Origin of the sequence: Cryobacterium sp. SO1, assembly GCF_004210215.2 — a bacterium.
Taxonomy (GTDB): Bacteria; Actinomycetota; Actinomycetes; order Actinomycetales; family Microbacteriaceae; genus Cryobacterium.
This window is the reverse complement of record NZ_CP067394.1, coordinates 1,096,902-1,119,312: the sequence shown is the minus strand read 5'-3', so window position 1 is coordinate 1,119,312 and position 22,411 is coordinate 1,096,902. Positions and strand designations below refer to the sequence as shown.

The window sequence follows — 22,411 nt, the reverse complement described above, 5'->3', positions numbered from 1 at the left end:
TCTAGAGCTATGGTCACCGCGCTTCCCCCCGAACCCCTGTCAGACTCCGCACGAAACTCCACCACGAGTGCCTGGGGGTATGGCCTGGCCACGATCGCCGGGGACGGCACCGTGCTCGACACCTGGTTCCCGGCGCCCACGCTGGGCGCGCTACCCGCCGACCGGGACCGGTGGATCGTGCCCACCGAGCTGGAGGAGGCCGCGGGGCCGGACGCCCGTCGTAACGTTCGCCTCGAGGCCGTCACCGTGGAGATCGAGCTGCAGGCGCCGCCGGCGAGCACCTCGGATGCCTACCTCCGCCTGCACCTGCTCTCGCACCTGCTGGTCAAGCCCAACACGATCAACCTCGACGGTATCTTCTCTCACCTGCCCAACGTGGTCTGGACCAACGCCGGCCCGGTGCTGCCGGCCGACTTCGACAGGCTGCGGCCGTCGCTGCAGCGCCACGGCATCGCCGCGACGGGGCTGGACAAGTTCCCGCCACTGCTGAACTACGTCTCGCCCGAGCGGGTGCGCATCGCCGACGCCTCCAGGGTGCGCCTGGGCGCCTACCTCTCCCCCGGCACCACCGTCATGCACGAGGGCTTCGTGAACTTCAACGCGGGCACCCTGGGCGTCTCGATGGTCGAGGGCCGGGTGTCTCAGGGTGTTGTGGTGGGCGACGGCGCCGACATCGGCGGCGGCGCATCCATCATGGGCACGCTCTCCGGCGGTGGCACCCAGCGGGTCACGATCGGGCAGCGCGCACTGCTGGGCGCCAACTCGGGCATCGGCATCTCGATCGGCGACGACTCCGTCGTCGAGGCGGGCCTCTACGTCACCGCAGGCACCAAGGTGGTGCTGCTGGATGAGGCACGAACGGCCGACGGCGCACCGCGCACGGCCAAGGCCAAGGACCTCTCCGGGGTGCCGAATCTGCTCTTCCGCCGCAACTCGCTCACCGGCGCCGTCGAGGTGCTCTCCCGAGCCGGCACCGGCATCACCCTGAACGAGGCCCTACACGCCTAAATCCCCCCGCCAACTGTGAGAAAAGCCCCTTCCCGGAGTCCGGAAAGGGGCTTTTCTCACAGTTCGCGAGCCTAGGCCCGCGGGTAGTCGCGGGCCACCGCTCCCGTGTAGAGCTGCTGGGGGCGGCCGATCTTGGTGGTCGTATCCAGGTTCATCTCGCGCCAGTGCGCGATCCAGCCCGGCAGCCGGCCGATGGCGAACAGCACGGTGAACATGCGCGGCGGGAAGCCCATCGCCTTGTAGATCACACCGGTGTAGAAGTCCACATTGGGGTAGAGCTTGCGCTCCTTGAAATAGTCGTCGTTGAGCGCGATGAACTCGAGCTCTTTGGCGATGTCGAGCAGGTCGTCCTTCACGCCGAGGGCTTCGAGCACGGCGTCGGCGCTCTCCTTGACCAGCTTGGCGCGCGGGTCGTAGTTCTTGTAGACCCGGTGGCCGAAACCCATCAGGCGCACGCCGGCTTCCTTGTTCTTGACCCGTTCGACGTAGCGCTGCACGCCCTCGCCGGAGGCCTTGATGTCGCTGAGCATGGTGAGCACGGCCTCGTTGGCACCGCCGTGCAGCGGGCCGGAGAGAGCGTTGATGCCGCCGGAGACCGAGGCGAACAGGTTGGCCTCGGTGGAGCCGACCAGGCGCACGGCCGAGGTGGACGCGTTCTGCTCGTGGTCTTCGTGCAGCATCAGCAGGCGCTCGAGCGCCTTGCTCACGACGGGGTTGACCTCGTACGGTTCGGCGAGGGTGCCGAAGTTGAGCTTGATGAAGTTGTCCACGAAGCTCAGCGAGTTGTCCGGGTAGAGGAAGGCGTGCCCGATGCTCTTCTTGTGCGCGTACGCGGCCATCACCGGCAGCTTCGCGAGCAGTCGGATCATCGACAGTTCGACCTGCTCCGGGTCCTTGGGGTTCAGGGAGTCCTGATAGTACGTCGACAGCGCTGAGACGCCGGCAGACAGCACCGACATGGGGTGAGCGTTGTGCGGCAGAGCGTCATAGAAGCGGCGCAGGTCCTCGTGCAGCAGCGTGTGACGACGGATGCGGGTGTCGAAGGCACTGAGTTCACTGGCGCTGGGCAGTTCACCGTAGATCAGCAGCCACGCGGTCTCGAGAAAGCTGGAGTTCTGCGCGATCTGCTCGATCGGATAGCCGCGGTAGCGGAGGATCCCGTGCTCGCCGTCGATGTAAGTGATCGCCGACTTCGTTGCCGCCGTGTTCACGAAACCGGAGTCGAACGTGGTGTAGCCGGTCTGCTTGGTCAGCGTCGCGATGTCGATGCTGGACGGGCCGTCTGTGCTGCCCAGGATCGGGAACTGCGCCGTGCCCCCCGGGTAGGTCAGAGTGGCCACCTGCGGGCCCGGTACGGGCCGATCGATGTACTGCGGCTCATTGGATGGTGTTCGCTGCGCGACGTCGCTCACGGCGCCTCCCTGGATTTCAAAGCCTTTCGGCTGTTGGTCTGTGGCGGTCCGCCGCAGCACGCTCGTGGTGCTTGGCAACGATAACCCGGCTACAGCCTATTCCGCCCGGGGGCATACTGTTGCATCCGCCAAAATCGACCGAGGTCCGTTGTCACTACACCACAGTCAGTTCCGCGGTGCAGCCGCCTGATTTTCCAGCGTACCGCCGCGCCGGGCAGCGCCATGGCCAGAGGACCCGATTGCCCGACCTTGGGGCGGGCTTCCGGAGTTTCCTGCCGGATCGACGCCGGGCGGCCATAACTCCTGCAGAATCCGGTCGAGACGGAGCACAACCGCACAATTGCGGCATCCGATGGCCGCCGACCCGATGGATAGCAGGAGTTATGCCTCAGCGGGGTGAGCCCAGGCCTGCAGCCGGGCGGCAGCGGCGTTGATGCGCTCGTCGTCGGCGGTGAGAGAGAACCGCACGTGCCGGGGGTAGAAGTCGCCGTAGAACGGGCCGGGGCCGGCCAGGATGCCGAGCTCGGCCAGCTGCCGGATCGAATCCCAGGCGTCGACGCCGGCGGTCGCCCAGAGATACAGGCCGGCCTCGCTGTCATCGATGCGGAAACCCGCGGCGACCAGGGCCGGCAGCAACACCTCACGGCGGGCGCGATAGCGTTCGCGCTGCACGGCGACGTGCTCGTCGTCGCCCAGGGCGGCCACCATCGCGGCCTGCAGCGGGGCGGGCAGCATCAGGCCGGCGTGCTTGCGCACGGTGAGCAGGCGGCCCAGCACGCTGGAGCTGCCGGCGGCGAAGGCGCCGCGGTAGCCGGCCATGTTCGACTGCTTGCTCAGCGAGTAGATGGCCACGATGTTGTGCAGGTCACCGTCGGTGACGCGGGGGTCGAGGATGCTCGGGATCGGCTCGGCGTCCCACGGTGCGGCCCAGCCGAGTTCGGCGTAGCATTCGTCGTTGACGATCACGGCTCCCAGCTCCCTGGCGCGCGCCACGGCGGCGCGCAGAGCGTCGACGTCCAGCACCCGTCCGTCCGGGTTGCCCGGGCTGTTCAACCAGATCAGGGCGGTCGTCTCCGGCCATTCGGCGGGGTCGTCGGAGGGGAACGCATCCGCCCCGGCCATGGCCGCACCGATCGCGTAGGTGGGGTACGCGGCACGAGGATGCACGATAGTGTCACCCTCGCCGAGGCCGATCATGAACGGTAGCAGCGCCACCAGCTCCTTCGAGCCGATGGTGGGCAGCACGTTCTGCGCGCTCAACCCGGTGACACCGCGGCGGCGGGCGTACCAGTCGATGATGGCGTGTTGCAGCGCCGGGGTGCCGGTGGTCTGCGGGTAGGCGTGCGCGTCCGTGGCCGCGGCCAGAGCGGCCTGCACGACGTGCGGGGTGAGGTCGACGGGAGACCCGATGGAGAGATCGACGATGCCGTCCTCGTGGCCCCTGGCCTGCTCGGCGAAGGGCAGCATCGCATCCCACGGGTAGTCGGGAAGTGGCTTGAGCACCTTTTAGTGCTGTACCTGGGGCGGGAGCACCGAAATCACCGGGTGGTCCTTGGCGATCACGCCCACCTTGGCGGCGCCACCGGGCGAGCCGATGTCGTCGAAGAACTCGACGTTGGCCTTGTAGTAGTCGGCCCACTGTTCGGGCAGATCGTCTTCGTAGTAGATGGCCTCGACCGGGCAGACCGGTTCACAGGCGCCACAGTCGACACATTCGTCGGGGTGGATATAGAGGGAACGCTCGCCCTCGTAAATGCAGTCGACGGGGCATTCGTCGACGCAAGCGCGATCCTTGACGTCCACGCAGGGCAAGGCGATGACATACGTCACAGTGGCAGGATTCCCTTCACGAACTGAATATTCAGTCTACGCGCTCGGCCGACGAGCGGGAATTCGTGGCCACGCGATGACGAGGGCGGCGAACAGCGCGGGCGCCATCGTCCAGACGGTGCCGAGCACTCCGGCGGGCACCAGGACCGAGCCGCCGGTACTGCGCAGCGACAGCAGGAACACCGTGCCCAGCAGGCCGATCCCCGCAGCGAGGACGACCAGCCGGTCCCGCACGACGAGGCGGAGCCCCAGCACCAGGGTGCCGCTGGCGAGCAGCGCCAGAACTAGGCCGATCGGCACGGTCAGGGGGCCGATGTCGACGGTGGTCTGGTGCGCCACCGTGCCGAGCACCCCGAACAGTGAGCCGGCGGCCACAGCCATCAGGGCGGCCAGCAGCCGGGAGCCGACCGTGGGCGGCTCGAGCTCCGCGGGCGCGGCCTGAGCGGTGCCGCGCGCATAGGTTTCGGTGCCGGTGACGAGGGTCTCGGTGCCGTCGCCGTGGCGTACCGCCCTGTCCGTGAGCTGCCACCGGCCCGAGTACGCGGCCAGGGCTGCCAGCTTTCGGTCGAGCTGATCGGTCACGTCAATCGCGGTGAGCCGGGTGCCGGGGGTCACCGTGACGCTGCTGCTGAGGAAGACCTGGACACCGTGGGCGCCGGCAGCGTCCACGACGGCCTGGCGCAGGTCGGAGTCGGCGGCGGCGGCCACGACGGCGGTGGCGTCCGCCAGGGCAAAAGCGTTGACGAGCGCTTCCCGCGGCTCAGCACCGTGCTCGGTCGCGGCCAGCACCCGCCACCGGGCGGGGTCGCTCTCTCCCAGGGCTGTGCGGGCGGCGGCGACCGCCGCAGCGCCGACCGATGCCGAGCCCGATGCGACCGGGCCCCCCTCGCCTGGCGTTGCCGCACCGAACAGCACGGTGACCTCGGCGCCGTCGGCGAGAAGCCGCGCGATGGTACCGCCGGTCAGCAACGATTCGTCGCCGGGGGCATCGAGCACGAAGACCACGCGTTCGCCGCTTCCGGACCTAAGCATGGGTGACTCCTGAGAATACGTGGATGCGCGGATGGCAGGGCGGCACGGGCCGCTGACAAATCTTAGCTGGACACATCCGCCGAACATACGTAGAGTAAGTGAGTAAGGTAAGCCTTACCATTGTCGTCGCGCTACCCCACTCACCATACCCACCCCCAACAACCGGGAAGCTCTGTGCTCGCAAACTACCTGATCGGCCTGCGCGAAGGACTCGAAGCCGCGCTGATCGTGACGATCCTGATCGCCTACGTGGTCAAGATCGGCCGCCGCGACGTCCTCCCCCGGCTCTGGGCCGGCGTCGGCCTCGCCGTCCTCCTGGCCCTCGTGCTGGGCGCCATCCTCACCTTCGGCACCTACGGCCTGAGCTTCACCGCGCAGGAGACCATCGGCGGGCTGCTCTCCATCATCGCGACGGGCCTGGTGACCTGGATGGTGTTCTGGATGCTGCGCACCGCCCGCGACCTCAAGGGGCACCTGCACGGCAGCATCGACAAACACCTCGCCGGAACCGGGCTGGGCCTGGTCCTCGTCGCCTTTCTCGCGGTCGGCCGCGAGGGCATCGAGACGGCACTGTTCATCTGGGCGGCCGTGCAGGCCACCGGTGAAACCACGCTGCCGCTGGTGGGCGCGAGCCTGGGCATCCTCACCGCCGTGGGCCTGGGCTGGCTGATCTACGCCGGCATGCTCAAGATCAACCTGAGCCGGTTCTTCACCTGGACCGGTGCCATCCTCATCATCGTCGCCGCCGGCGTCCTCTCCTATGGTGTGCACGACCTGCAAGAGGCCGGCATCCTGCCCGGGCTGAACGCGCTGGCCTTCAACGTCTCGGCCGTGATTCCGCCGGACAGCTGGTACGGCACCCTGCTCAAGGGCACCCTCAACTTCTCGCCGGCCACGACCTGGCTGGAGATGTTCGCCTGGGTCGCCTACACGGTGCCCACCCTGACCCTCTTCATCCTGAAGAGCCGCCAGTCCAGGCCGGCTCCCGCCGTCGCACCACGCCGGGCCGCACCTGCGGCCGTCGCCCACTAGCCCCACTCACGCCCGAACACCCCATACCCCTCCCGAAGGACAGCCATGCGCGCCCGTCTCCTCCCCCTCGTCGCCGCCTCAGCCGTGGGCCTGTTGGCCCTCACCGGCTGTGTCGCCAACGCCACAGACACCGACTCGACCGGCGCTGCGCTCACCGTCGACAGCAGCGCGGATGCCTGCACGGTGTCGGCCGCCGAGGCCCCGTCGGGCAACGTGAGCTTCGCCGTGACTAACTCCGGCGATCAGGTCACCGAGTTCTACCTGCTCGCAGAAGACGGCCTGCGCATCGTCGGGGAGGTGGAGAACATCGGCCCCGGCCTCAGCCGCGACCTGGTCGTGCAGCTGAAGCCCGGTCGCTACGTGACCACCTGCAAGCCAGGGATGGTCGGCGCGGGCATGGACCAGAAGGCATTCACCGTCACCGATTCCGGCGACGACGTCGTGGTCGATGCCGACCTGGACGCCCAGGTCGCCCTGGCCAACACCAACTATGCGGCCTACGTGCGCGACCAGATCGCCCAGCTCCTCACCGGCACCCAGGCCTTCGCCGACGCCTACCTGGCCGGCGACGACGACACCGCCCGCGCCCTGTATGCACCCACCCGGGCCCACTGGGAGCGTGTGGAAACTGTCGCAGAGTCGTTCGGTGACCTCGACCCGCAGCTGGACCTGCGTGAGGCCGACCTTGAAGAGGGCCAGGACTGGACCGGCTGGCACGCCATCGAGAAGGACCTCTGGCCGGCCGAAGCAGAGGCCGGCTTCACCGCCTACACGCCCGAGCAGCGCCAGAACTTAGCCGACCTGCTCGTCGAGGACACCACCACGCTGAACGACAAGGTGCAGGACCTGGACTTCACCCTGTCCCAGCAGACCAACGGAGCCATCGGCCTGCTTGACGAGGTCGCCACCGGCAAGGTCACCGGCGAGGAAGAGTTCTGGTCGCACACCGACCTGTGGGACTTCCAGGCCAACATCGACGGGGCCAAGGTGCTCTACGCCGGGGTGCGCGACATCCTGCTCGAGGAGGACGCCGATCTGGCCGCCGAGCTCGACACCGAGTTCAGCGAGCTGCAAGCGCTGCTGGACGCCCAGCGCGTGGGTGACGGCTTCACCCTCTACACCGAGCTCACCCCGGCCGAGATCAAGGCGTTCGCCGACCAGGTGAACGCCCTCGGCGAGCCGTTGAACCAGCTGACCGCTACGCTCGTGCTCTAACGAAAGAACAGCAGATGACCGACTCCCCCGACCCCACAACGGATGCGCAGGCACCCAGCGGCCTGTCCAGGCGAGGCCTGTTCGGCCTGGCCGGGGTCGGGGTGGCTGGTCTCGGGCTGGGCATCGCCGGCGACAGGGCCGCGCTGGCCGTGGCGGCGTCCTCCGCCCAGTCCAGCGACGGCGGGGTGTACCCGTTCTATCAGAAGCACCAGGCCGGCATCGTCACCCCGGCCCAGGACCGGCTGCACTTCGCCGCGTTCGACGTCGCCGACGGCACCACCAGGGCCGACCTCATCGAACTGCTCCAGGACTGGAGCGTGGCGGCCGCCGCGATGACCGCAGGGGCGGACGTCGGCGACTACGGTTCCGTCAGCGGGCCGTACGATGCTCCGCCGGAGGACACCGGCGAGGCCCTCGGGCTGCCGCCGGCAGGGCTGACCATCACGTTCGGTTTCGGGCCGGCCCTTTTCCAGACCGCGGGCGGCGTCGACAGGTTCGGCCTGGCCGCCCGCCGGCCGGCGGACCTGGTGGAGCTGCCGCATTTCCCTGGCGACATGCTCGAGGAGACCAGGAGCGGCGGCGACCTCTGCATCCAGGCCTGCGCGAACGACCCCCAGGTGGCCGTGCACGCCATCCGCAACCTCTCCCGCATCGCGTTCGGCCGGGCGGCGATCCGGTGGTCGCAGCTCGGTTTCGGTCGCACCTCGTCCACGAGCACGAGCCAGGCCACCCCGCGCAACCTGTTCGGGTTCAAGGACGGCACCGCCAACATCAAGGCCGAGGAGCCCGCCGCGGTCACCGAGCACCTCTGGGTGGGCGCGAGCGACGGGCCGGCCTGGCTGGCCGGCGGGTCCTACCTGGTGGCCAGGCGCATCCGGATGACCATCGAGACCTGGGACCGCACCAGCTTGCGCGAGCAGGAGACTGTGATCGGCCGGAACAAGGGTGAGGGCGCGCCGCTGTCCGGCGGCACCGAGTTCACCGAACCCGACTTCGAGATCGCCGGGCGCGCCGAGCAGCCGCTCATCGACACCGCCGCGCACGTGCGCTTGGCGCATCCCGCCCAGAACGACGGCATCCGCATTCTGCGCCGGGGCTACAACTTCGTCGACGGCAACGATGAGCTCGGCCGTCTGGACGCCGGGCTGTTCTTCATCAGCTTCCAGCGCACCCCGGCGAGCTTCACGGCCGTGCAGCTGAACCTGGCCCGTAACGATGCCCTCAACGAGTACATCCGCCACGTCGGCTCGGCCCTCTTCGTGGTGCCTCCGGGCGCCGCGAGGGGCTCCTACGTGGGCGCACCCCTCTTCGCCTGACCCGCGAACCGTGAGCTAAGCACCTGATAGCGCGAGTTTTCGGGGCTTAACTCACGGTTCGCGAGGGGTTATGCGGCCGGTGCGACCGTGTAGAGCACACCGTCGGGGGTGCCGGCGATCCTGACGGTGAAGCTCTCGCTCGTCATCGCCACCACCCCGACGTCGCCCACATTGGCCGAGGCGCTGGTGTCGGGCACGAAGCCGGCGTCCACGAGCTTCTGTTCCGCGTCGGCCAGCGGGTCTGCGGCACTGGAGGCCACGGTGACCACCCAGCCTTGATCGCCGTTGGTGGTGTTGCCGGCGCCGAACTTGATCTCCCCGTCGATGACGGGGATCTCGGCCGGCCAGCCGTCCGGCAACGCGCCGCCCAGGCTCACATCGCCGTCGGTGGCGCCCTGCACGGCGCCGTTCACGGCATCCTGCACCTGGCCGTCGGAGCAGCCCGCCAGCGCCGGCGCCACGGCCAGCAACGCCACCAGGGCCAGGGCCAACCGCAGCGGTGACGTCGTCTTCAATCCAGTGGTCATGAGGTCCTCAGGTGCTTGGGCGCGCGCGAGATGCGGGAGCGGGTGGCAAAAACCGCAGGCACCCCGCGCCGGAAAGCCGGAACGGGATGCCTGCGGTCAGGTGATGCTGTGAACTAGTTCGCGTCCTGCTTCTTCAGACGCGAGACGTTTCGCTGACGAGCGGATGCGGCGAGCTCGACCTTGCGGATACGAACGACGGCGGGGGTGACCTCGACGCACTCGTCTTCGCGGGCGAATTCGAGGCACTGCTCGAGCGTGAGTTGCTTGGACGGCGTCATCGACTCGAACGTGTCGGAGGTGGACTGACGCATGTTGGTCAGCTTCTTCTCCTTGGTGATGTTCACGTCCATGTCGTCACCGCGCGAGTTCTCGCCGATGACCATGCCCTCGTAGACCTCTTCGGTCGGGTTCACGAAGAACGACATGCGCTCCTGCAGGGCGATGATCGCGAACGGCGTGACAACACCGGCGCGGTCGGCGACGATCGAGCCGTTGGTGCGGGTGTTGATGGTGCCGGCCCAGGCCTCGTAGCCGTGGAAGATCGCGTTGGCGATACCGGTACCGCGGGTGTCCGTGAGGAACTCGGTGCGGAAGCCGATCAGGCCGCGCGACGGGACGATGAATTCCATGCGGACCCAGCCGGTGCCGTGGTTCGCCATGTTCTCCATGCGACCCTTACGGGCGGCGAGGAGCTGGGTGATCGCGCCGAGGTACTCTTCGGGCGAGTCGATGGTGAGGTGCTCGTACGGCTCGTGGATCTTGCCGTCGACGCGCTTGACAACCACCTGCGGCTTGCCGACGGTGAGCTCGAAGCCCTCACGACGCATCTGCTCGACCAGGATGGCGAGAGCGAGCTCGCCACGGCCCTGGACTTCCCAGGCGTCCGGACGGCCGATGTCGAGAACACGGAGCGAGACGTTACCGACGAGCTCCTTGTCGAGACGGTCCTTGACCATGCGGGCGGTGAGCTTGTGGCCCTTGACCTTGCCGATGAGCGGCGACGTGTTGGTGCCGATGGTCATCGAGATGGCGGGGTCGTCCACCGTGATGGTCGGCAGCGGGCGCACGTCGTCGGGGTCGGCGAGGGTCTCACCGATGGTGATGTCGGGGAAACCGGCGACGGCGACGATGTCACCGGGGCCGGCGCTCTCGGCCGGGTAACGGTCGAGGGCCTTGGTGATCATGAGCTCGGTCACGCGCACGTTGGAAACGGTGCCGTCGTGCTTGACCCAGGCCACGGTCTGGCCCTTCTTGATCGTGCCCTGGAAGACGCGCAGCAGCGCGAGGCGGCCGAGGAACGGCGAGGAGTCGAGGTTGGTGACCCAGGCCTGCAGCGGGTGCTCGTCGTCGTAGACGGGAGCGGGGATGTGCTGGAGGATCGCTTCGAAGAGCGGCTCGAGGTCGTCGTTGTCGGGCAGTGAGCCGTTTTCCGGCTTGGTGAGGCTGGCAGCGCCCGCGCGGCCGGATGCGTAGACGACCGGCACGTTCAGGACCAGGTCGAGGTCCAGGTCGGGCACGTCGTCGGCCATGTCGGAGGCGAGGCCGAGGAGCAGGTCCTGGCTCTCTTCGACGACCTCATCGATGCGCGCGTCGGGACGGTCGGTCTTGTTGACCAGGAGGATCACGGGCAGGTGCGCCTCAAGTGCCTTGCGCAGCACGAAGCGGGTCTGCGGCAGCGGGCCCTCTGAGGCGTCGACGAGGAGCACGACACCGTCGACCATGGACAGGCCGCGCTCGACCTCTCCACCGAAGTCGGCGTGGCCGGGGGTGTCGATGACGTTGATGGTGATGGGGCCGTCGGTGGCGTGGATGCCCTTGTACGAGATCGCCGTGTTCTTGGCGAGGATGGTGATGCCCTTTTCGCGCTCGAGCTCGTTGGAGTCCATCGCGCGCTCTTCGGTGTGCGAGTGCTCGGCGAAGGAGTTCGTCTGCTGGAGCATCGCGTCGACCAGCGTCGTCTTGCCGTGGTCAACGTGGGCAACGATTGCAACATTCCGGAGGTTATTGCGGGTAGCAATCGCCATAAAAATAGATCCTTACGAAGAATGGATGCCGCGGAAAATCGCTCGCGGCGCAGAGTGGATGAGTGGGGTCACTATGGACCCAGGGGTCTATGCTACCGCACTCGACCCACTTCGCGTCGGGCCGGGGCCGATCCCTGCTCTATACAGGGCGTTCCCTGCCGATGAACCGCCGGCAAACGGATACAGCCGGGTCACTAGGTTTCGACAAGCTCAACCACCGAGACGGAAGCGCCCCATCGGCGCTCGCGAGTCGATCCGGCTCGCGCAACACTCTCGCTGGTCGAGCCCGTCGAGACCCCGCGAGACGGCCTATGGCTCGTTGCAGCCGCATCCACAGACCGACGCACCCGGTCTCGACAAGCTCGCCCGACGACGTGGTGCGACCCGAAGACATCCGGTAGACGACGGATGGGACGCGGCCGGCGGCCACGTCCCATCCGCGTTCTAGCGATGCTGGTCTACTTGGCCCAGCCCACCACCGTCCAGTCGACCGACTGGAACTGCTTGGCCCCGTAGTTGACCAGTCCGGACTTCACCGCGTACACGTTCGGCAGCGGCGCGACCGGGATGATCGGCACATAGGCGGCGAGCACCTTGTCGATCTTGTCGGCGATCTTCAGCCGGGCGTCGGGATCGAGCTCGGCGTTGGCTTCGTCGAACAGGCCCTGGAGCTTGTCATCGGTGATCCCGGTGAAGTTCGACTCGGAGTCCACCGGCGAGAACAGCGCTTCCGTCGACGAGATCGGGAACGCTGTGCCCTGCCAGGAGAAACTCGTCATCTCGTAGTCGCCGGGGATGATGTAGTCCGAGAAGTACTTGGCGGAGGGAACCTCGTCGAGTTCGACGGTGACACCCACGTCCTTGAGGTCGGCCTGCACCTGAACGGCGCGCTGCTTGTTCGTGGGGGTCTCGGCGGGAACCGTGATCGACAGGGTCAGCACGTCACCGTCCTTTTCGCGCAGCCCGTCGTCGTTCAGTTGGTAACCGGCCTCGTCGAACAGCTCGGCCGCGGCGTCGACGTCGAACCCGATGGCGGCTCCCACATTGTCTTCATAGCCCTTCTGGCCGGGCATGAACACGTAGCTGCCCTGCGTGGTGGCGGGAACGCCAACAGGGGTGTTGGCGGATTCGGAGATCAGCTCACGGTTCACGGCGTGCCCGACGGCCTGGCGAACCTTGACGTCGGCGAGCGGACCTTTGGAGCCGTTCATGGTGACATGGGTCCAGGTGAGCCCGCCGGATGCCTGGATCTCGGCATCCGTGCGCTTCTGTGCCGTCTGGAAGGCGTCGGCGTTGGAAGAGATGTAGAGCACGTCGGTCTCGGAGTTGCCGAAGGACGTGGGCGCGGTTCCGGCGTCGATGACCTTCACGATGATGGTGTCGAGCTTGGGGGCCTCGCCCCACCAGAGCGGGTTCTGCACCAGGGTGACGACCTGGCCGGAGGTGTCGATGTCAGAGATCATGAACGGACCCGACGACGGCACCGGGGCGTCGACGAAACCGGCGTTGAAGCTCTCCGGCGTTGCTGCGGCGGCCGCCGGGAGAACGCCGGGAGCGCCGACCAGGATCGACTGCCAGTCGGCGGTGATCTTGTCGAACGTCATGGTGAAGTCGAAGTCGGTCCCGGTGGACTCGATCGCGGTGATGTCTTCGAAGACCGCCGTGGATGCCGGCAGGTAGGCCTCGTTGCTGCCGTTGACGGCCTGCCAGGTGGCGACGTAATCCTTGTAGGTGATGGGTGTGCCGTCTTGCCAGACCGCATCGGGGTTCAGCTTGATCTCCACAACCTGGGGATCGTCACTGATGACCTCTGCCGAGATCGCGTAGTCCAGGTCCACCTCGGGTGTGCCGTCCTCGGCGATCCGGATCGGTCCACCCGTTGTGGGAAGGACCGTGTTGACGGAGTCGACCTCGTTGCCGTCGACCTCCCACGTGTTCCAGTTCACCGGCATGGATCCGATGGACAGGTTGAGAGTGCCGCCGTCCTGCACGTCAGCGGCGTCGGAGGCGGTCCAGGCGGTGCTCGGCAATTCCTCGGTGGTACCGGAACTCGACGTGTCAGTGGCGGTGTTGCCCGGGGCGCAGGCGGTGAGCAGTAGGGCCGACGCACTCAGAACGGCGACTGCCGCAAATGCGGTGTTTCTAGGACGCATAGGGTTTCTCCTTCATAACTTGGTGACGGGCTGTACGTGCTGTGTCTGGCTGGTGGAGCGGTCGGGTTGCTGGGGCGGGAAAACTCAGGGGGCGAAAGACAACGCAGAATCGACGATTGTGTTGCGGTCGACGTGGTGGCAGGCAGCGTCGACGCTGTCATGGGCGACGAGCGGAGGGTCGTCGGTGGCGCACAAGGACTGAGCCGCCGGGTCAAGGAGCCGGTACAGCGGGCAACGGGTGCGGAAGTTGCAGCCCGTGATCTCCTCGGTAGGGCTGGGCAGGTCGCCCTCGAGAAGCACCCTCGTTCGGCTGCGTTCGATGGCGGGGTCGGGAATCGGGGCAGCCGAGATGAGAGCTTGGGTGTACGGATGCCGCGGGTGCGCGAACACCTCGGCGACCGGTCCGTACTCCACGATGCGGCCCAGGTACATGACGGCGACGGTGTCGGCGATCTGGCGCACGATGGCCAGGTCGTGGGCCACAAAGAGGTAAGACAGCCCGAGTCGTTCCTTGAGGTCTTCGAGCAGGTTGATCACGCCGGCCTGGATCGAAACGTCCAGAGCGGAGACCGGCTCATCGAGCACCACTAGGCGCGGGTTCGTGGCCAGGGCGCGGGCAATGCCGATGCGCTGACGTTGGCCGCCGGAGAATTCGTGCGGGTAACGGTCGGCCATCTGCGGGTCCAGACCCACCAGGTCCAGTAGTTCCTGCACCCGGGCGCGACGCTCGGCCCGGCCGACGCCATGCAAGGTGAGAGGCTCCCCGATCACCTCGCCGATCGGCAGTCGAGGGTCGATGGCTGCCATCGGGTCCTGGAAGACGATCTGCACGTCTTTCCGCAGCTTCAGCTTCTCGGCCCGGCTGGCCGTGCCGATATCGGTGCCGTCGATGAGGATCTGACCGCCCTGGGGCTTGGTCATCTCGAGTATCTCGAGGATGGTGGTGGACTTGCCGCAGCCGGACTCACCGACAAGGCCGAGGGTCTGACCGGGCTGGATGGAGAACGAGACGCCGTCGACGGCTCGTACGGTGCCGATGCGACGGGAGAAGATTCCGCCGTTGGTGAGCGGGAAGTGGCGCTTGAGACCGGTGACGGTCAACACCGGAACCTGAGCCTCTCGAGGCCCCGAGTGCTGCACCTCCAGCGGTTCGGGGCGGGGGAAGACCTCGGCGCGGGTGAGGGCCCCCGAGGCGATCTCCCCCGAGCGGTGGCAGGCGGCCACGTGGGCGGCGTCGGACGCACCGGAAGCCGCCAGTTCACCGTGCGCGGCGAGGAGGGGTTCCACCTCTCGGCAGACATCGAGCGCGATCGGGCAACGGGCGGCGAACGGGCAGCCAGGCGGCAGGGCGGTGAGCGATGGCGGCCGCCCCTCGAGCGGGACCAGTCGCTGGGTGCCGGCGGTCTGCATGTTCGGCACCGAGCGCAGCAGCCCGATGGAGTACGGCATGTGCGGTTCGCTGAAGACGTCGGCCGTGCTGCCGTTCTCCACCAGCTTGCCGGCGTACATCACGGCGATTCGGTCCGCGTGACCGGCGACGACGCCGAGGTCGTGGGTGATCAACACCACGGCCGCGCCGGTGAGCTCCTTGGCTTTCTCCAGGACCTCGAGGATCTGGGCCTGGATGGTGACGTCCAGTGCCGTGGTGGGCTCGTCGGCGATGATGAGCTTGGGGTCGTTGGCGATCGACATGGCGATCATGGCGCGCTGGCGCATGCCGCCGGAGAATTCGTGCGGGAAGGCCTTGGCCCGGCGCTCCGGCGCGGGGATGCCCACCACCTTCAGCAGTTCGACGGCCCGGGCACGGGCGGCCTGCTTACTCAACGCCGCGTCGTGCAGCAGCAGAGCCTCGGCGATCTGGTCGCCGACCGTGTACACCGGGGTGAGGGCCGACAGCGGGTCCTGGAAGATCATGGAGATCTGCCGGCCGCGGAGCCTGGACAGCTGCCGGTCGTTCATCTCCAGCAGCTGATGCCCGTCGAAGTCGATGCTGCCGGTGATCTGAGCGGAGCTGGGCAGGAGGCCCATCAGCGCCAGCGACGACACCGACTTGCCCGACCCCGACTCCCCCACGATGCCCAAAAACTCGCCCTCGTGCACGTCATAGCTGATACCGCGCACCGCGTCCACCGGCGGGCCGCTGCGCTGCGGGAAGGTCACCGAGAGGTTGCGCACCTGCAACAGCGGACTGCTGCGCCGCGAACGGTCGGCGCCGGTGGTGCCGGTGAGAAGATCAGTCACGGTTCACTCCCGAGGTGGGGTCGACGGCATCGCGCAGGGCGTCCCCGATGAGGCTGACGGCGAAGAGGGTGGCGACGAGCACCCCGGCAGGGAACACGAACAGCCACGGCCGGGTGACGGCGGCTCCGGTGCCCTCTGACAGCAGCGTGCCCAGCGACACATCGGGGGCACGGATGCCGAAGCCGAAGTAGCTCAGGCTGGTCTCCGCCATGATCATGGCCACCACGCCCAGCGTCGCGTCGATGATCAGCAGCGACGCCACGTTGGGGATGATGTGCCTGGCCAGGATGGTGGGCATCGGCACGCCCATGTACCTGGCCGCCTTGACGAAGTCGCGGCCGCGCAGCGATCGGGTCTGGGATCTGATCACCTGGGCCATGATCATCCAGCTGAAACCGGCCAGGAAGACGGTGAGGAACACCCAGGACAGGTCTTTGAAGAGGGGGCTGAGGATCACCAGCAGGATGAACGACGGAAGCACGAGCAGCAGGTTGATCAGCCAGACCAGCACGCTGTCGACGACACCGCCGACATACCCCGCCACCGACCCCACCACGGCGGCGATCAAGGTACCAAGAGGGCCAGCGATCAGGCCGATGACCAGGGACTTCTGCAATCCGACGAGAGTCTGGGCATAGATGTCCTGGCCGATGTTGTTGGTGCCGAACCAGTGCAACTGGGTCGGGCCCATGCCCATGTTCAACGGATCGCGGCTGAAGGCATCCACCGGGTAGAGCATCGGACCGAAGACGGCCCAGAGCACGATGATGGCCATGGCGACGGCACCGATCCAGAATCTCGGGGTGTGCACCAGCCGGTTCCAGATCAGCCGGCCGCGGGACAACGGCTTGCGGGCGAGCGCGACGGGCGTCTCTTCTGGCTCCGGTCCGGCAGCCAGGGTGGCGCTGGTGCCTTCGACTATCGACATGTCAGTTCCTCACTCGGGGGTCGAGTGCTGCGTAGAGAATTTCGGACAGGGTCGAGGAGAACAACACCAGCACGGCCAGGAACAGCGTGGAACCGGCGACGGCGTTGATATCGCTCTGGGTGATGGCCTGCAGGGTGAACTCCCCCATGCCGTGGAAGGAGAACACGATCTCGAGCATGATCGATCCGGAGACGAGGGTGCCGAAGCTGTAGGCGAAGAACGTCGACATGGGGATCAGCGCCACCCGCACGCCGTGACGCACCAGGGCTGAGTTGCGTGAACGGCCCTTGGAGCGGGCGGTGCGGATGTAGTCGGACGCGAGCACATCGAGCATCACGCTGCGCTGGTATCGGGAGTAGCTGGCGGCGCCGGTGAGGACCAACGCGATCGTCGGCAGCAGCAGGTGCACGGCACGGTCCACCAGCAGGTCCCACCAGGAGCCCGTGAGACCGGCCGAGTACGACCCGGTGAAGGTGATCAGCTGTTGGCCGACGATGCCGTTCAGCAGCGTCGCGCCGATCATGAGCAGCACGCCGATCACGAACGTGGGAGTCGCGAAGACCAGATACGAGCTATACGTGACGGTCTGGTCACTGAGCGAGTACTGCTTGACAGCACCCCAGACGCCCAGAACCACACCAAGGATGGCGCCGATGATGGAACCCAACAGCAGCAATTGAAGGCTCACCCCGGAGCGGGTGACGATCTCAGCAACGACCGAACGACCGCCGACGGTCTCTCCGAGGGAGCCTTGGGTGACCAGCGTGAGAATCCAGTTCCAGAGCCGCACGAGGACGGGCACATCGGGGTTGACGCCGAGGCCGTTGAGGATGCTTTCGATGACCTGGGCGCTGGGCTGCGGGTTGCGACCGTAGTACTTGGCCGCGGGGTCCAGCGCGAGGCTGGCAATCACATACGCGAGGCAGGTGGCGATCGCGGAGAGGATGGCGTAGTTGACGAATCGACGCAGGGTGTAGAGGACCACGTGCGGGCCGGCCCCGCCGTTAGAGCCTGGCCGACCGCCGTTGCGCGCAGGGTGAATCCGGCTTGATGGAGCCGTCGGTGGTGACGCTGGACACGGAAAAAGCGTTGATACGAATCACAATGTTCCCCTCAGCTCCCCCAGGAGAAGCACGGTGCAGACCAGAGCGTCTGGCTCCGCAGATGTTGAAGTGAGCCTAGGGGTGCCCTGTCGGCGATTTCGCAGCAAACACACCTTTTGCACAAAAAAGCCGTGATTCCATGGATTGCGCACGAAATCCTCGTAAACAACGACGACCTGCGCCGTTTCCCGCGTTTGCGGTTTCACCGGCACGGGCGCCTCCGGCGAGCCCGTCAGCTGCCCACGAGGGCGTGGGAGAGTGCCGCAGCAGCCGCCGACACCGCCAGCGTCACCGTCACCGTCAGCCAGTGCACCCGTCGTCGAGGCCGCGCAGCCTTCCCGTTGACGGCGCACGGCACGCCGGGCACGCCGGGCACGCCATATTGCGCCCAGTGCGCTTCGATCACACGGTGCGCCGGCGTGCGACCGCCCGCCGGTAGGCCTCGAGCACCCGCGCGCCCACCGCGCTCGGCGACGGCACGTTCAGGACGCGTCCCGGCGGGTGCACCCCAGCACCGGATGCGCCGTCCGTCGACGGTCTCGACGGCCACCAGGAAACCCGTGGTCACGTCAGTCACCGCCAGCCAGGGCACCTCGGTGGTCACCAGCGGGTTGATCACGGTGATGCCGTACGGGTGCAGGCGGATGCCCGGTCTCAGGAAAACCTCGAGCGCCAGCCAGACCACCACAACCAGTACCGGCAGCGCGAGAACGGCCACATCCCACCGCCCGCGCACGATCGCGTCGCCCAGCAGTAGAAGACACAGGGCCAGGAGGGCCACGCCGACGCCCACCGACATCCGTGCTCGCAGAACGACACCCGCAGGGCGGCTGGGCCGTGTCAGCACCACGTGTCATCTCCTCGCTGACAACACTGCCCCCCGGCCGAAGCCGAGGGGCAGTCAGATCGCTCAGACCTAGCGGCCGAACTGGAAGTTACCGCCGGGGATGGCGGCGAGCAGTTCCTGCGTGTAGGCCTGCTGCGGGTTGTCGAAGACATCGTCGGTCGACGCCGCCTCGACGATGCGGCCCTTCTGCATCACACAGACGTTGTCGGCGACCAGGCGCACGACGGCCAGGTCGTGCGTGATGAACAGGTAGGTCAGGCCCAGCTCGGTCTGCAGCTCGGTGAGCAGGTTCAGCACCTGGCCCTGCACGAGCACGTCGAGAGCCGACACGGCCTCGTCGAGCACGAGCACGTCGGGCTTGAGGGCGAGCGCGCGGGCGATGGCGATGCGCTGGCGCTGGCCACCGGAGAGTTCGCCCGGGTAGCGGAAGCGCGACGCCCACGGCAGGGAGACCTGTTCGAGCAGTTCCTTGACGCGCGCCTGGCGCTCGCTTGCCGTGCCGACACCGTGCGCGAGCAGCGGCTCGGCGATGGTGTTGCCCACGTTGTACTGCGGGTCCAGCGAGCCGTACGGGTCCTGGAACACCGGCTGCACGCGGCGGCGGAACTTGAGCAGATCCTTGCCCTTGAGGCCGGCGACATCCTGACCGTCGAACTCGATGGATCCGCTGGTGATGCCCTCAAGCTGGAGGATGAGTTTGGCCACGGTGGACTTGCCCGAACCGGACTCGCCCACGAGAGCCGTGGTGGTGCCCTTCTGGATGCCGAAGGACACTCCGTCGACGGCACGGAGCTCGTCCGTGCGCAGGCCCTTTTTACGGATGCGGTACACCTTGGAAATATCCTGCACCGAGATCAGGTCCTTGACCGGTGCAGCGTTCTCACGCTCGGCGGCGCGCGCGATCAGGGTCTTGTCGAGCGAGCCCTCGCCGAAGATCTCGGCAGAGTCGGCGCCTGCGTGCTTGGCCGACTGGATCCGCCGCGACGCCAGGCTCGGTGCCGCAGACACGAGCCGCTGCGTGTACGGGTGCCGGGGATTCGCCAGGATCTCCTGAGACGGACCGGACTCGACAACCTTGCCCTTGTACATGACGACGAGCTGTTCGGCGCGCTCCGCGGCCAGGCCGAGGTCGTGGGTGATGAACAGCACGCTGGTGCCGTAATCGCGGGTGAGGGTGCCCAGGTGGTCCAGGATCTGGCGCTGCACGGTGACGTCGAGTGCCGAGGTGGGCTCGTCGGCGATGAGCAGCTTGGGTCGTGCGGACAGGCCGATTCCGATCAGCACACGCTGGCGCATTCCGCCGGAGAACTGGTGCGGGTACTGCTTGAGACGGTCCTCAGCGTCGCTGAGCCCGGCTTCCTGCAGCACCTGGATGGTGCGGGCGCGGGCTTCCTTGCCCTGGGCGACGTTGTTGGCCTTGATGGCCTCCTCGACCTGGAAACCGATGTTCCAGACCGGGTTGAGGTTGGACATCGGGTCTTGCGGCACATAGCCGATCAAGTTGCCTCGAACGGCCTGGATCTCCTTGGCGTTCAGCGTGGTGAGATCGCGACCTTCGAACAGGATCTGCCCGCCGGTCACCTTGCCGGCGCCCGGCAACAGGTCGATGATCGATTGCGCGGTGGTGGTCTTGCCCGAGCCCGACTCCCCCACGATGGCGAGGGTCTGACCGGCGTACAGGGTGAGGTCTACCCCACGCACGGCGGGAACCACACCACGCTGGGTCTGGAAGCCGACCTCGAGGTTTCGGATCTGGAGCAATGGCTGCTCGTTCTTCCCGATTCCCTCCGGGGTGGTATCAAGCAGTGTCTGGCTCATCGAGTGGCCCTCGCCGTCGGGTCAAGCGCGTCGCGCAGAATGTCGCCGAGCATCAGGAACGCGAGCACCGTGATGGACAGGGCGGCCGCGGGATACAGAAGCACCTGCGGACTGGTGACAATGGATGCCTGTGCCGTGCCGATGTCGTTCCCCCACGACATCACGCTCGGCGGCAGCCCGATGCCCAAGAACGACAACGTCGCTTCGGCGACGATGAATGTGCCGAGCGATACGGTGGCGATCACGATCACCGGGGCGATCGCGTTGGGCACGACGTGACGCAGCAGGATACGGAACTTCGACACTCCGAGCGCAGTCGAGGCCATCACGTAGTCGGAATTCGTCGCTGACAGCACCGCGCCCCGCATGATTCGAGCGATCTGCGGCCAGGCGAAGATCGACAGTACGAACGCGACGGTCGCAGGCGTTGCCACGGGGAGCACCGACATCAGCACGATGGCGCCGAGAACCGTGGGGATGGCGAAGAAGATGTCGCCGATGCGGGAGACGAGGGCGTCGAGCCAGCCGCCGTAATAGCCGGCAAGGGAGCCGACGATGATTCCGAACAGCGTGACGACACCTGCCGCAAGCAGCCCGACGGTCACCGACGCCTGGGTGCCCCAAATCGTCCGCGCGAAGACGTCGCATCCTTGACGGTTGAAGCCGAACGGGTGTCCAGCTTCGGGGTCTCCGTTGCTGTTGCCGAGGTCGCACTGCCTCGGATCGACCGGCGTGAAGAGAGTGGGGAACAGTGCCACGACCATGATCAGCAGGATCAATGCCGCTGAAATCCAGAACGTCGGACGGCGGCGCATCGACGCCCAGGCATCCGCCCAGGTGCTGCGCGCCTTCTCGTTCGCGTCGAGTTTGTCGATATCGGCTACCGGGGTGTCTTCCAGCTCCGCGACGAAGTGGGCCTGGCCAGGCTTATTTGGCATAACGAATCCTTGGGTCCAGAGCTGCGTACAGCAGGTCGACGAGCAGGTTGGCAACGACGAAGATCACGACCATGACCGCAATGAAGGACACCACTGTGGTGCTTTCACCGAGCTTGATGGCCTTGAAGACGGTGCCGCCGACGCCGTTGATGTTGAAGATTCCCTCGGTGACAATCGCACCGACCATGAGTGAGCCGAGGTCGACGCCGAGAAACGTGACGACGGGGACGAGGGAGTTGCGGAGGACGTGGACGGTGACGACCCGCTCGCGGGACAGACCCTTGGCCGTGGCGGTGCGAACAAAATCGGCATTGAGATTGTCGGCCACGCTAGCCCGGGTGAGACGAACGATGTAGGCGAAGGAAACGGATGCCAGCACGATCGCCGGAAGCACCAACTCGCCCCACGGGGCCTCCCCGCTCACCGTGGTTCGGAACCAGCCCAGTTGAACGCCGAACACCAGCCTGAAGACAAACCCGATGACGAAGGTCGGAACGCTGATGAGCAGCAGGCTGACGACGAGGGCGCTGGCGTCGAACAGCTTGCCCTTGCGCAGGCCCGCGACGAGGCCGACAAGAATTCCGAAGAACGCCTCGAAGGCCAGGGCCAGCATCGCCAGCCTGAATGTGATGGGGAAGGCGGAGGCCATGACATCGGTGACGGGACGGCCGGAGTAGGTGGTGCCGAGGTCACCCTGAAAGAAGTTGCCGATGTAGATGGCGTACTGCTGGAGCAACGGCTTGTCCAGGTTGTACTGCGCCCGGATCTGTTCGATCACGCCTGGCGCCGGCGGCCGGTCGCCGTAGAGGGCGGCGATGGGATCGCCCGGCAGGGAGAAGACCATGAAGTAAATCAGAAAAGTCGCGCCGAAGAAGACGGGAATCATCTGTAGGAGGCGCCTGCCTGTGTACCACAGCATCAGGTGAGCTCCGTAGTTCGTTTGTGCATGAGGGTCGCAATCACTGAATGAGTCTAGTCAGTGGGATG

18 protein-coding genes are annotated in these 22,411 nt (G+C 66.8%); 4 read left to right on the top strand and 14 right to left on the bottom strand.

The features are described from left to right. Positions 1-9: 9 nt before the first annotated feature. The gene (gene dapD / locus BJQ95_RS05275; RefSeq protein WP_130178197.1) at positions 10-1,008 is read left to right on the top strand and encodes a 2,3,4,5-tetrahydropyridine-2,6-dicarboxylate N-succinyltransferase; all 999 of its coding nucleotides are present in this window, start codon (positions 10-12) and stop codon (positions 1,006-1,008) included. A 71-nt stretch (positions 1,009-1,079) separates the two neighbouring features. On the opposite strand, the gene BJQ95_RS05270 is transcribed toward dapD, so the two are convergent. The 4 genes from BJQ95_RS05270 to BJQ95_RS05255 form a co-directional block, all read right to left on the bottom strand. Then, positions 1,080-2,375, bottom strand: a complete 1,296-nt coding sequence (locus BJQ95_RS05270) for a citrate synthase (RefSeq protein WP_205750147.1) — start codon at positions 2,373-2,375, stop codon at positions 1,080-1,082. A gap of 426 nt (positions 2,376-2,801) precedes the next feature. Next, positions 2,802-3,887 (bottom strand): succinyldiaminopimelate transaminase, encoded by a 1,086-nt coding sequence (gene dapC / locus BJQ95_RS05265; protein ID WP_240694802.1) that lies wholly within the window; start codon positions 3,885-3,887, stop codon positions 2,802-2,804. Between the two features lie 39 nt (positions 3,888-3,926). After that, a complete protein-coding gene (gene fdxA, locus BJQ95_RS05260; protein ID WP_066594116.1) occupies positions 3,927-4,250 on the bottom strand; it encodes a ferredoxin in 324 nt (107 codons plus the stop codon). A gap of 36 nt (positions 4,251-4,286) precedes the next feature. Beyond that, positions 4,287-5,282 (bottom strand): hypothetical protein, encoded by a 996-nt coding sequence (locus BJQ95_RS05255; RefSeq protein WP_130178195.1) that lies wholly within the window; start codon positions 5,280-5,282, stop codon positions 4,287-4,289. A gap of 174 nt (positions 5,283-5,456) precedes the next feature. Between BJQ95_RS05255 and efeU the strand changes: the two genes are divergently transcribed. From efeU to efeB, 3 genes are read left to right on the top strand one after another with little or no spacing between them, the layout of a single operon-like run. Further along, complete coding sequence (gene efeU, locus BJQ95_RS05250) at positions 5,457-6,314, top strand: iron uptake transporter permease EfeU (protein WP_130178194.1); 858 nt, start codon at positions 5,457-5,459, stop codon at positions 6,312-6,314. A 45-nt stretch (positions 6,315-6,359) separates the two neighbouring features. Beyond that, positions 6,360-7,529, top strand: a complete 1,170-nt coding sequence (gene efeO, locus BJQ95_RS05245) for an iron uptake system protein EfeO (RefSeq protein ID WP_130178193.1) — start codon at positions 6,360-6,362, stop codon at positions 7,527-7,529. Between the two features lie 14 nt (positions 7,530-7,543). Further along, on the top strand, positions 7,544-8,845 hold the full coding sequence (gene efeB / locus BJQ95_RS05240) for an iron uptake transporter deferrochelatase/peroxidase subunit (protein WP_130178192.1): 1,302 nt from the start codon (positions 7,544-7,546) through the stop codon (positions 8,843-8,845). Positions 8,846-8,913: 68 nt separating this feature from the next. Here efeB and BJQ95_RS05235 read toward each other — a convergent pair whose 3' ends face one another. The 10 genes from BJQ95_RS05235 to BJQ95_RS05190 form a co-directional block, all read right to left on the bottom strand. Next, positions 8,914-9,372, bottom strand: coding sequence for a hypothetical protein (locus BJQ95_RS05235; RefSeq protein WP_130178191.1), 459 nt, complete (start codon positions 9,370-9,372; stop codon positions 8,914-8,916). Between the two features lie 113 nt (positions 9,373-9,485). After that, positions 9,486-11,396: a translational GTPase TypA gene (gene typA, locus BJQ95_RS05230; protein WP_130178190.1), complete on the bottom strand. Its 1,911-nt coding sequence runs from the start codon at positions 11,394-11,396 to the stop codon at positions 9,486-9,488. A 458-nt stretch (positions 11,397-11,854) separates the two neighbouring features. Beyond that, positions 11,855-13,549: an ABC transporter family substrate-binding protein gene (locus BJQ95_RS05225; RefSeq protein WP_130178189.1), complete on the bottom strand. Its 1,695-nt coding sequence runs from the start codon at positions 13,547-13,549 to the stop codon at positions 11,855-11,857. A gap of 84 nt (positions 13,550-13,633) precedes the next feature. Then, entirely contained in the window at positions 13,634-15,790 is a 2,157-nt protein-coding gene (locus BJQ95_RS05220) for an ABC transporter ATP-binding protein (protein WP_256041533.1), read from the bottom strand. Next, a complete protein-coding gene (locus BJQ95_RS05215; RefSeq protein WP_130178188.1) occupies positions 15,783-16,718 on the bottom strand; it encodes an ABC transporter permease in 936 nt (311 codons plus the stop codon). Before BJQ95_RS05215 ends, BJQ95_RS05220 begins: the two co-directional genes overlap by 8 nt. A gap of 1 nt (position 16,719) precedes the next feature. Next, positions 16,720-17,703, bottom strand: a complete 984-nt coding sequence (locus BJQ95_RS05210) for an ABC transporter permease (protein WP_130178187.1) — start codon at positions 17,701-17,703, stop codon at positions 16,720-16,722. A gap of 350 nt (positions 17,704-18,053) precedes the next feature. Further along, a complete protein-coding gene (locus tag BJQ95_RS05205; RefSeq protein WP_130178186.1) occupies positions 18,054-18,671 on the bottom strand; it encodes a PH domain-containing protein in 618 nt (205 codons plus the stop codon). Positions 18,672-18,737: 66 nt separating this feature from the next. Next, entirely contained in the window at positions 18,738-20,486 is a 1,749-nt protein-coding gene (locus BJQ95_RS05200) for an ABC transporter ATP-binding protein (RefSeq protein WP_130178185.1), read from the bottom strand. Continuing rightward, positions 20,483-21,424, bottom strand: a complete 942-nt coding sequence (locus BJQ95_RS05195; protein WP_130178184.1) for an ABC transporter permease — start codon at positions 21,422-21,424, stop codon at positions 20,483-20,485. Before BJQ95_RS05195 ends, BJQ95_RS05200 begins: the two co-directional genes overlap by 4 nt. Beyond that, positions 21,414-22,343 carry an ABC transporter permease gene (locus tag BJQ95_RS05190; RefSeq protein WP_130178183.1) on the bottom strand — a complete coding sequence of 310 codons (930 nt, stop codon included), beginning with the start codon at positions 22,341-22,343 and terminating at the stop codon, positions 21,414-21,416. The genes BJQ95_RS05195 and BJQ95_RS05190 overlap by 11 nt, the downstream gene beginning before the upstream one ends. Positions 22,344-22,411 lie beyond the last annotated feature (68 nt).

Excerpts from the sequence above, each read along its gene's own strand:
- dapD (WP_130178197.1), top strand. The coding sequence starts at position 10 with ATGGTCACCGCGCTTCCCCCCGAACCCCTGTCAGACTCCGCACGAAAC.
- dapC (WP_240694802.1), bottom strand. The coding sequence starts at position 3,887 with ATGCTGCCCTTCGCCGAGCAGGCCAGGGGCCACGAGGACGGCATCGTC.
- BJQ95_RS05255 (WP_130178195.1), bottom strand. The coding sequence starts at position 5,282 with ATGCTTAGGTCCGGAAGCGGCGAACGCGTGGTCTTCGTGCTCGATGCC.
- efeO (WP_130178193.1), top strand. The coding sequence starts at position 6,360 with ATGCGCGCCCGTCTCCTCCCCCTCGTCGCCGCCTCAGCCGTGGGCCTG.
- efeB (WP_130178192.1), top strand. The coding sequence starts at position 7,544 with ATGACCGACTCCCCCGACCCCACAACGGATGCGCAGGCACCCAGCGGC.
- BJQ95_RS05235 (WP_130178191.1), bottom strand. The coding sequence starts at position 9,372 with ATGACCACTGGATTGAAGACGACGTCACCGCTGCGGTTGGCCCTGGCC.
- typA (WP_130178190.1), bottom strand. The coding sequence starts at position 11,396 with ATGGCGATTGCTACCCGCAATAACCTCCGGAATGTTGCAATCGTTGCC.
- BJQ95_RS05225 (WP_130178189.1), bottom strand. The coding sequence starts at position 13,549 with ATGCGTCCTAGAAACACCGCATTTGCGGCAGTCGCCGTTCTGAGTGCG.
- BJQ95_RS05215 (WP_130178188.1), bottom strand. The coding sequence starts at position 16,718 with ATGTCGATAGTCGAAGGCACCAGCGCCACCCTGGCTGCCGGACCGGAG.
- BJQ95_RS05200 (WP_130178185.1), bottom strand. The coding sequence starts at position 20,486 with ATGAGCCAGACACTGCTTGATACCACCCCGGAGGGAATCGGGAAGAAC.
- BJQ95_RS05195 (WP_130178184.1), bottom strand. The coding sequence starts at position 21,424 with ATGCCAAATAAGCCTGGCCAGGCCCACTTCGTCGCGGAGCTGGAAGAC.
- BJQ95_RS05190 (WP_130178183.1), bottom strand. The coding sequence starts at position 22,343 with ATGCTGTGGTACACAGGCAGGCGCCTCCTACAGATGATTCCCGTCTTC.